This window comes from Mycobacterium sp. UM_Kg27 (assembly GCF_000972905.1).
Lineage (GTDB): Bacteria > Actinomycetota > Actinomycetes > Mycobacteriales > Mycobacteriaceae > Mycobacterium.
On the sequence record NZ_JRMM01000177.1, the window covers coordinates 1 to 7037 of the forward strand.

At 65.9% G+C, this 7037-nt stretch carries 7 protein-coding genes and 1 pseudogene; 6 read left to right on the top strand and 2 right to left on the bottom strand.

The genetic code is table 11. The annotated features are described in order from the left end of the window. Positions 1-875, bottom strand: an 875-nt coding sequence (locus LI94_RS19435; protein WP_046302222.1) for a cytochrome P450, incomplete at its 3' end; no start/stop codon positions are given. After that, on the bottom strand, positions 872-1495 hold the full coding sequence (locus tag LI94_RS19440) for a TetR family transcriptional regulator (protein WP_192831008.1): 624 nt from the start codon (positions 1493-1495) through the stop codon (positions 872-874). The genes LI94_RS19440 and LI94_RS19435, both read right to left, overlap by 4 nt. A 197-nt stretch (positions 1496-1692) precedes the next feature. Between LI94_RS19440 and LI94_RS19445 the strand changes: the two genes are divergently transcribed. The 6 genes and pseudogenes from LI94_RS19445 to LI94_RS19470 all read left to right on the top strand — a co-directional run. Further along, on the top strand, positions 1693-3162 hold the full coding sequence (locus tag LI94_RS19445) for an aldehyde dehydrogenase (protein ID WP_024443861.1): 1470 nt from the start codon (positions 1693-1695) through the stop codon (positions 3160-3162). 31 nt (positions 3163-3193) lie between these two features. Further along, positions 3194-3946, top strand: a complete 753-nt coding sequence (locus tag LI94_RS19450) for an SDR family oxidoreductase (RefSeq protein ID WP_024443860.1) — start codon at positions 3194-3196, stop codon at positions 3944-3946. Beyond that, positions 3943-4806 (top strand): NAD(P)-dependent oxidoreductase, encoded by an 864-nt coding sequence (locus LI94_RS19455; protein ID WP_024443859.1) that lies wholly within the window; start codon positions 3943-3945, stop codon positions 4804-4806. Before LI94_RS19450 ends, LI94_RS19455 begins: the two co-directional genes overlap by 4 nt. Positions 4807-4816: 10 nt before the next feature. Continuing rightward, positions 4817-5242 (top strand): carboxymuconolactone decarboxylase family protein, encoded by a 426-nt coding sequence (locus LI94_RS19460; protein ID WP_024443858.1) that lies wholly within the window; start codon positions 4817-4819, stop codon positions 5240-5242. Beyond that, entirely contained in the window at positions 5239-6114 is an 876-nt protein-coding gene (locus LI94_RS19465) for an SDR family oxidoreductase (RefSeq protein ID WP_046302223.1), read from the top strand. Before LI94_RS19460 ends, LI94_RS19465 begins: the two co-directional genes overlap by 4 nt. 506 nt (positions 6115-6620) lie before the next feature. Next, positions 6621-7037: pseudogene (locus LI94_RS19470) on the top strand (hypothetical protein); the annotation flags it as partial.

Here is a 7037-nt window from a genome sequence, read left to right on the forward strand (position 1 = left end):
ATGTGTATAAGAGACAGGTCGTAGCGCAGGGTCTCCTCGACCCACAGCGGGATCCGGGAGCGGTCGGCGAAAACCGAGGTCAGCTGGTCGCGGTTGCGGTGGCCCCAGTACACGGAGCTGCCGAGCAGCTTGGTAGTGGTCTCGTTGCCGGCGATCACCATCAGGAACAAGAACGCCAGGATCTCCTGGTCGCCGAGCCGGTCGCCGTCGACCTCGGTCTCCAGCAGTGCCGAGGTCAGATTGTCGGCCGGGTTCTTCTTGAAGTCCGCGATCATCGCGTTGTAGTAGGTCATCAGATCCACCGACGCCTGGATCGCGGACTGGGGCACATCGGTCACCCCGTCCTCGCGGTGCAGCACCCCGTCGGCGAGCTCCCGGATGCGGGCCCGGTCGGCCTCCGGCACACCCATCAGCTCGGAGATGACGTCCATCGGCAGTTTGCCGGCGAAATCATTGACGAAGTCGAACGAGCAGGTGCCGTCGGAGCCGGGCTGGATGGCGCTGTCCAGATGCTGGCGCGCCAGCCGAACCACCTGCGGTTCGAGCTCGCGGATCCGGCGTGGGGTGAAGCCCCTGGACACCAGGGTGCGAAGCCGCAGGTGCTGCGGGTCGTCCATCGCCAGAAACGACATCACCAGCTGGGCATGGGGGCCGCGAGAGACCGGGTCCAGCGATACCCCGTCCCGGTTGGACAACGCTTCGCTGTTGCGGAACCCGTGCAGCACATCCTGGTGACGCGAGATCGCCCAGAAGTTGAGCTCTTCGTTGTGATACACTGGAGCCTCGTCGCGCAGCCGCCGGTAGTACGGGAACGGGTCCTCGTGGAAGTCGTAGTCGTAGGGGTTGAGAACCGGTGGCGCCGTCTGCAAAGTCATCGTGGAGCTCCTGATTCGAGGATCAGGCTGACGACGTAGGCCAGCCGATCGGTGATCTGGTGGTAGGTGAAGGCGCCGCTGCCGGCGTTGACCAGAGCGCCGAAGAAGGTCATCTCCAGGGCGGAGACCTTCTGAGAATCCGCGTCCGGGCCGAACGCCGAGGTGATGCGGCGGTGGATCTCCGCGCCGATCCGGTCGCGCACCGTGCGGACCGCTGGGTCGCTGTTGCCGCTGAGCAGTGCCGCGGTGCAGGCCGCCGCGACCTCGGGCTCGTCGGCAACCACCAGTGCCAGGTGCCGCAGCGCCTGGTTGACCCGACTCGGCATCGGCTCGTTGACGTCGGTGAAGTACGGGACCTGACGAACCAGGTCCAGATACACCTCGGCGATCAGATGGTTTTTGGAAGAGAAGTAGGTGTAGGCCGTGGCCGGGGCGACCTTGGCGCGCGCAGCGACCGCGCGCACGGTCAGGTCTGCATAGGACTTCTCCCGCAGCATCTCGACGCCGGCGCGCAGCACCTTGCGGAAGGTCTCCTCCTGACGCCGGTTTCGGGCAGCGGATGTGGCACCCGAGGGTGCCGGGTCGAGAAAGGCAGCGTTCGTCGATGTGACTGCCGCCACCGATTCGCTGGACACCTGTCCAACCTAGCGGAAGGCGGATTTGTTAGGCAAGTCCCCTGGGAAATAAGGGTTTCAGGGCCAGAGGGTTGCGGGTGCGTCAACTCTGAGGCTAGGGTTCGAGCCGGTGATAACGGACATGTGTCCATTTTCGCAGTGTTTCTTCACGGGGGACTGCGACCAAGCTGCGGGAGTGACTGATGGCGCTACTGGCTGACGGCGTAAGCCGGCTGCTTATCGACGGCAAGCTGACCCCGGGCGGAGCCGGCGGCTTTGCCACCATCAACCCGGCCACCGAAGAGGTGCTCGGTGAGGCGGCCAATGCCGACGCCGCCGACGTGGATCGCGCGATCGGCGCGGCGCGCCGGGCGTTCGACGAGACCGACTGGTCGACCAACACGGAACTGCGGGTGCGCTGCGTACGTCAGTTGCGTGACGCGATGCTCGAGCATGTCGAGGAGCTTCGCGATCTGACGATCGCCGACGTGGGCGCGCCCCGGATGCTGACTGCCGGCGCGCAGTTGGAAGGGCCGATCAACGATCTCAGTTTCGCCGCGGACACCGCCGAAAACTACGAGTGGGCAAAGGATCTCGGCCAAGCCTCGCCGATGGGCATCCCTACGCGGCGCTCGGTGGTGCGAGAGGCGGTGGGCGTCGTCGGCGCCATCACCCCGTGGAACTTCCCGCACCAGATCAACCTGGCCAAGCTGGGCCCGGCGCTGGCCGCCGGCAACACTGTCGTGCTCAAGCCCGCGCCCGATACGCCGTGGGTCGCCGCGGTGCTCGGAGAGCTGATCGCGGAGCAGACCGACATTCCGCCGGGTGTGGTCAACATCGTCACCTCGACCGACCACGCGCTGGGCGCCACACTAGCCAAAGACCCACGGGTGGACTTGGTTTCGTTCACCGGCTCGACCGCCACCGGCCGTAGCGTGATGGCCGACGCCGCAGCCACCATCAAGAAGGTGTTCCTGGAGCTGGGTGGAAAATCCGCCTTCCTGGTGCTCGACGATGCCGACCTGGCCGCGGCCTGCTCGGTCGCCGGATTCTCGGTCTGCCTGCACGCCGGGCAGGGCTGCGCGATCACCACGCGACTGGTGGTGCCCCGGGCCCGCTACGACGAAGCGGTCGCCATCGCGGCCGGCACCATGGGCTCGATCAAGGCCGGGGACCCGTCCAAGCCCGGCACCATCTGCGGCCCGGTGATCTCGGCTCGCCAGCGCGACCGGGTGCAGAGCTACCTGGATCTCGCGATCACCGAGGGCGGCAACTTCGCCTGCGGCGGCGGTCGCCCCGCGGACCAGCCCGCCGGCTTCTTCATCGAACCCACCGTGATCGCTGGGCTGACCAACGAGGCGCGGGTGGCCCGCGAAGAGATCTTCGGCCCCGTGCTCACCGTGATCGCGCATGACGGCGACGACGACGCGGTGCGCATCGCCAACGACTCGCCCTACGGGTTGTCCGCCACCGTCTACGGCGCCGACGCCGAGCGGGCGGCGGGAGTGGCGGCCCGACTGCGGGCCGGCACCGTCAACGTCAACGGTGGGGTCTGGTACTCCGCGGACATGCCGTTCGGCGGGTACAAGCAGTCCGGCAATGGCCGCGAGATGGGCATCGCCGGGTTCGAGGAGTACCTCGAAACCAAAGCCATTGCGACAGCAGCGAACTAACGACCAACACCGGATCAAGGAGAACAAGCAGATGGGTCAATTCGACGACAAGGTGGCTATCGTCACCGGCTCCGGTGGCGGAATCGGGCAGGCCTACGCCCAGGCCCTCGCCGCCGACGGTGCCGCGGTAGTGGTCGCTGACATCAACATCGACGGCGCGAAGACGGTGGCCGACCAGATCGTCGCCGATGGCGGCAAGGCGATCGCGGTGCGCGTCGATGTCTCAGACCTGGAGTCGGCGCACGCAATGGCGGATGCGGCCGTGGCCGAGTTCGGCGGAATCGACTACCTGGTCAACAATGCCGCGATCTTCGGCGGGATGAAGCTCGACGGCCTGCTTACCGTGCCGTGGGACTACTACGAGAACTTCATGCGGGTGAACCTGGACGGCGCACTGATCTGCACGCGGGTCGTCTACGAGCAGATGGCCAAGCGGGGCGGCGGTGCGATCGTCAACCAGTCCTCCACCGCGGCATGGGTGTACTCGAACTTCTACGGTCTGGCCAAGGTCGGGGTTAACGGTCTGACTCAGCAGCTCTCCCGTGAGCTGGGCTGGCGCAACATCCGGATCAACGCGATCGCACCCGGCCCGATCGACACCGAGGCCAACCGGGTCACCACCCCGCAGGCCATCGTGAAACAGATGGTCCAGCAGCTGCCGCTGGCCCGGATGGGTACGCCGGAGGACCTCGTCCCGATGTGTCTGTTCCTGCTCTCGGACCAGGCGTCGTGGATCACCGGCCAGATCTTCAACGTTGACGGCGGACAGATCATCCGCTCATGAGCAGCCCGGAACAACAGCCGCGCCTTGGCTACATCGGCCTCGGCAACATGGGTGCACCGATGGCCAAGCGTTTGGTCGACTGGCCCGGTGGCGTCACGATATTCGACCTGCGGACCGAGGCGATGACGCCACTGGCCGAGGCCGGAGCCAGGGTCGCCGGCAGCGTCGCGGAAGTCGGGGCGAACGCCGACATCATCAGCATCACGGTGCTCGACGACGCCCAAGTCCGGCAAGTGGTCGCCGAACTGGTGCCCGCGGTGAAGCCGGGTGCCGTCATCGCGATCCACTCGACAATCGCCGACACCACGGCCGCTGAGCTGGCCGAGGAACTGAAGCCGCAGGGCATTCATGTCATCGACGCACCGGTCAGCGGTGGTGCGGGTGCGGCCGAGAAAGGCGACCTGGCAACCATGGTCGGTGCCGATCGCGCGGTCTACGAGCAGATCAAGCCGGCATTCAAGCAGTGGGCGTCGTTGGTGATCCATGCCGGGGCGCCCGGTGCCGGAACGCGGATGAAGCTGGCGCGCAACATGTTGACGTTCACTGCCTACGCAGCGGCCGGTGAAGCGATGAAATTGGCCGAGGCGGCCGGACTCGATCTGCAGGCGCTGGGCCGGGTGGTGCGTCACACCGATGCGCTCACCGGTGGACCCGGCGCGATCATGCTGCTGGACTCGACCGCACCGCTTCCGGCGGACCACTTCCTCTACAACGCCTTCACTCACACCCGGGGACTCGGCGAGAAAGACCTCAGCCTGGCACTGGGATTGGGACAGACCACCGGCGTCGACCTTCCGCTTGCCCAGGTGGCGCTCGCCGAACTCGCCGCCGGTCTGGGTGTGCCGCACTCCAAGGACTAGGAGAGATCAGATGGACGAACTGCGCCGTACCGGGCTGGCCAAGATGAACGAGGTCTACGCCTGGGACATGCCCGACATGCCGGGCGAGTACTTTGCGCTCACCGCCGATCACCTGTTCGGCCGGATCTGGAGCCGGCCGGGGCTTTCCATGCGCGACAAGCGCCTGATGACGCTGACGGTGGTCACCGCGGTGGGGGAGAAGGACCTCGCCGAGATCCAGGTCAACGCCGCGCTGCACAACGGCGAACTGACCGAGGACGAGCTGCGCGAGATGGCCATCTTCATCACCCACTACGTCGGCTTCCCACGTGGATCCGGGTTGAACGCCGTGGTGGAGAAGGTGATTGCCAAGCGCAACAGGGCCGCCGCCGAGGGCAAGGGCGAGGACAAGAAGGCCAACGTCGCAGCCGTTCTGGATAAGCAGAAGGGCGAGTGACCGAGACCCTGCTCGCCGCGCGGGGCGCCGTCGTGGTCGGTGGTAGCCGCGGCATCGGCCGGGCGGTAGCTGAACTGTTGGCGGCGTGCGGTGCCGGAGTGGTGGTCAACGGCCGGGATCCCGAGGCGGTGGCAGAGACGGTGGGCGCGATCACCGGTTCGGGTGGGCGGGCCGTCGGCCTGGCCGGTGCGGCGCATGTCGAGGCGACGGCCGTGGCGCTGGTCCAGGCCTGTCGGGAGGAATACGGCAGCGTCGACGTGCTGATCAATTGCGCCGGCGTCGCCGAACCCCCCGGATCCTCGATCCTGTCGGTGTCCACCGAGCAGTTCCACGATCTGCTCGACGCACACTTGGGCACGGCTTTCCAGACCTGCCGGGCGGCCGCGCCGATCATGGTCGAGCAGTGCCGCGGCTCGATCGTCAACAGCGGATCGGTGGCATTTCTGGGCGACTACGGCGGCACCGGATATCCCGCCGGCAAGGGCGCGATCAACGGCCTGACCGTGGCGGTGGCCGCGGAACTCGCCCCCTACGGGGTGCGGGCGAACGTCGTCTGTCCCGGCGCGAAGACCCGGTTGTCCACCGGAGATGACTATGAGAAACACATCCGAGACCTGAACGCCAGAGGTCTGTTGGATGAGATCAGCATGCGGGCTTCGCTGGATCCGGCCCCCGCCGAGTACGTCGCGCCGCTGTACGCCTACCTGGCCAGTGACCTGTCTGCTGGGGTCAGCGGATCGGTGTTCCTGGCCTCGGGCGGTTTTCTCGGCCGCTTCGAGCGGCCCATCCCCGCGGTGCTCGGATACCGCGATCACCAGCGCTTTTCGCCCTGGACCGTCGAGGAAGTGCACACCATGGTGGCAACCCGCTGACACGACGGAGACGTCGACGACGGCTTGGGAGCGCCACCTAAATCCGGCGACGGCACAGAGGGCATCAAAAGTAGACGAGCGTCGCGATTGAGCGACCGGGTTAGGTCTCAAAAACTGGTCGGGCTACGGTTCCGACGGGGGATCGGCCGCTGCCGGCGATGGCGCCTGTCGGAAAAGTCGATGTTTCCATTAGCAATCCTATGGTTAAGTTCACTTTCTATGTCCATTGTGATGGACTTCATCAACTTTGTGAACGCGACCTGGCGTTCTAGGGCTATTTCGATCGCTCTCTTTCCGCGACAGGAAACTTCTCTCCAGTTTCGAGTGGCGGGCCGCGCTACTCGTCGGTAGCTTCCGCCTGAGCGGAGCCTGTCCGCATCCTCAGGTTGAGGACACGCCGATCCGGGAGCAAGTAGGACGTGACTCGTCAGCACAGCAGCAAGCGCATGGGTCGATCGAAGGGCCAGCAGGTATGCGGCGACGTGGTTCGTTCGTCTGGTGGGCGCGTGGTGCGGCGGCGTGTGGTGGGTGCGTCGAGTGTGGTGGCGGCGTTTTTGGCGTTCGGGGCCGGCCCAGTGCCGTCGGCGTCTGCGGATTTTGAGGATTTGTTCGATCCGGTGTTCTGGTCGGGACTGTCGGATTCGGGTGCGGCTGCGGGGGTGTGGTCGGGCTGGTTGGCCGATCCGGGTGCGGCCGATGCGGGGTTCATTTATGACGTGTTTGAGCAGTTCGATCTGGCGGTGGCGACCTTCTATCACGAGCAGTTGTACCTGCCGCTGTACACCCTGACGCAGGACTTTATTGCTGGTAATGAGCAGTTTTTGGATCTGATCAACCAGCCGTGGGTGGACTTGTTCGGGCGGGAGTTGATCGGCAATGGGGTCGATGGGTTCACCGGGTCTAACGAGTCGCTGTTCGGTTCG